The 2,216-nt window shown below is 62.1% G+C and carries 3 protein-coding genes; 1 reads left to right on the forward strand and 2 read right to left on the reverse strand.

Annotated features, from left to right (window positions below):
• Positions 1 to 463 precede the first annotated feature (463 nt).
• Complete coding sequence (locus NKJ26_RS33240) at positions 464 to 955, forward strand: hypothetical protein (RefSeq protein WP_352700072.1); 492 nt, start codon at positions 464 to 466, stop codon at positions 953 to 955.
• A 2-nt stretch (positions 956 to 957) separates the two neighbouring features.
• On the opposite strand, the gene NKJ26_RS33245 is transcribed toward NKJ26_RS33240, so the two are convergent.
• On the reverse strand, positions 958 to 1,164 hold the full coding sequence (locus NKJ26_RS33245; protein WP_352700068.1) for a hypothetical protein: 207 nt from the start codon (positions 1,162 to 1,164) through the stop codon (positions 958 to 960).
• A 2-nt stretch (positions 1,165 to 1,166) separates the two neighbouring features.
• Positions 1,167 to 1,331, reverse strand: coding sequence for a hypothetical protein (locus tag NKJ26_RS33250; RefSeq protein ID WP_352700070.1), 165 nt, complete (start codon positions 1,329 to 1,331; stop codon positions 1,167 to 1,169).
• Between the last annotated feature and the right edge of the window lie 885 nt (positions 1,332 to 2,216).

Below are 2,216 nucleotides of genomic sequence, written 5' to 3' on the forward strand. Positions count from 1 at the left end.
TCACTCCCGGATTCACCAAACCTGATCCAATGACGCGCCCCGGCCCGTCTGGTTCCGCCGAGGCAATAGAAAGGCGGGAAAGAGGCTCAGAAATTGGAGCAACGGAGTGGCAGCTTCTGATCGGAAGTGGACGAGCCCGGCAGCCAGGCAGGTAAGGCAGGGCTAAATGCGGATGACGTGATCACCCGGTTCGATGGCAGCGGGCTTTCTGCCCTTTTGCAAAGTCGGTTCCTGAGTCAAACGAGCTCAAGTTCCCTCCGACGAGGGTTCGCGAGACAGAGCCCGCGCGAACGCGCAATCATCCGCCGTCGGTGTTGCCATGCCTGCCGTGCCAAGTTCTCCGGGCCTTGCCCAATCGTCACTGGAGGAGTTTGTTGGGTCAGTTCGAGAGAACAACCCCAGGGAACAATGGATCCTCGGTCCCGTTTAGCAACGTCGCTTCAAGGAGGGTGCTGTGCGGCAGATGGTGTTGGGTGCTCTGGCAGGCCTTGCGGCAACAATGGCCATGACCAGCACCATGCAGCGGCTCCACCCTTTGCTCAACGACCGGAGTCGCTATCCTTTGCCGCCGCGGGAGATCGTCGAGCGCGTGGGCATGGCAGGTGATGAACGGCATGCTCGAACGAATGCACTGCTGGCGCATTTTGGCTTCGGAGCCATGACGGGCGCTGTTTTCGGACTCTTGCCGCGGCGCCGCGGCAGCGGCACGCTCTACGGCCTTGGCGTGTGGGCGGTGAGTTACCTCGGTTGGATCCCTGCATTGCGCATTCTTGCTCCCGCATGGCGCCACCCTGCACAGCGAAATCTGTTGATGATGGCCGTGCACATAATTTGGGGCGCGGCGCTCGCAAAATCTCTCAGCAAGTTGGAGGCGGCGGAGTTCGAAGCATTTGGCAGGGCTCCGGGCACCCAAGCATCAGGCTTGGAGTGGCAGGAGCGAGGGCCGCAAGGATGAGGTCAACCCCGCTGTGGCTCGACCGTGCGCCTGAGGTCTCGTTTGGCGCCCTCCAGGGCAAACATGACTTTGACGTCGCGATCGTCGGCAGTGGGCCGGGTGCTCGCCACACGGATGCGCGGATCGCTGAAATGGGTGTCGGCGGTGAAGAAGATCATCCTCGGCAGCCGGTTGTGATTAGCGATCTTGACGATCGCCTTTACATCCAATCCTAGATGGCCGCCTGACGTCGCGAACCACCCTGATGCGCCGCCTCCTTGAGGATCTTGAGTGCTTCCTCTTTGGTGAGGCCGCACTTGCGCGCAAAATAGTTCGCCTCGATCGCACGTTCGCGATCGGCTAGAGACTGCCTGTGTCGCTTGGCCTTCTTGCCCATCGGACCTCTGTTGTCTGCTGACTGACAAACTACCAGCGTGCCATGTTGTTCCCACCGGCCGGGTCGCTCAATTCCCAAGCATCCTTAGCGGTCAACGTTCCCAAGAACAATGTCCAGCCCAGCATCGTCGAGGCGTCGGCCCAACAACGTCGCGGCAGCGGAGGTCCGCAGCCTCAAGAGCCATGGGTGCCCGCGCCGTAGGGAGGGTGACCGGCGCGGGCGACCGCTCTTCCGATGGTGCAACTGTGGAGGATTTGCCTGCCTCGAACTACGACACCGTGCGCTTGTTCCCGGGACATTTCATTCCGCGCCTCACCAAATTCACCTGCGACTGGCGGAAACGGCTGGCGGTCGGCTGAAATCATTCAACGACACCGTTCTTCTGGACGGCGACGGTCATTGCTGCGATTCGTGGGCGGCGGGCAGATCATATGGCTGGCCAGCGTTGGCGCGATCATGACCGGCATGCGCGATGGAAGCGGAACCGAAACCGCAGCAGGTTTGTTCCCTACCAGGACATTTTCAGCGCAGGGTTCATCCCATCCATCTTGTCTGGAGACAGATGCTGACCCTCCCTGAGCGCGATGCCCAGTGGCGTCATGCCGACGGCGCCGGTTCCCTATGGTTGCGAACGAGGGCAACATGGTTCATCAAAGCGCTCCCGAGGCGGCTCTCGCCATGATCGGGAAGTCGCGACCCTGAACGCGTTGCGCGGGGCCAAGGCGTCCGGCAATAGTTCAGTCACCGCCGGCTGCTTGAGTGCGATCCGGGCGGGCCAGCCCTCGCGCCGCCGCGACACCGCGGGGAAAGCCGCTGCCGTCGCTATAGTCGCGCGGTCGGGCCTGTCCGCGTGAGTGCCGGTTGGTCAGGCGTTGAGCGCCGATG

It is taken from the genome of Mesorhizobium sp. M0152 (assembly GCF_040322415.1).
Lineage (GTDB): Bacteria > Pseudomonadota > Alphaproteobacteria > Rhizobiales > Rhizobiaceae > Mesorhizobium.

Coding starts and splice junctions, on each gene's coding strand:
- NKJ26_RS33240 (WP_352700072.1), top strand. CDS start 464: ATGGTGTTGGGTGCTCTGGCAGGCCTTGCGGCAACAATGGCCATGACC.
- NKJ26_RS33250 (WP_352700070.1), bottom strand. CDS start 1,331: ATGGGCAAGAAGGCCAAGCGACACAGGCAGTCTCTAGCCGATCGCGAA.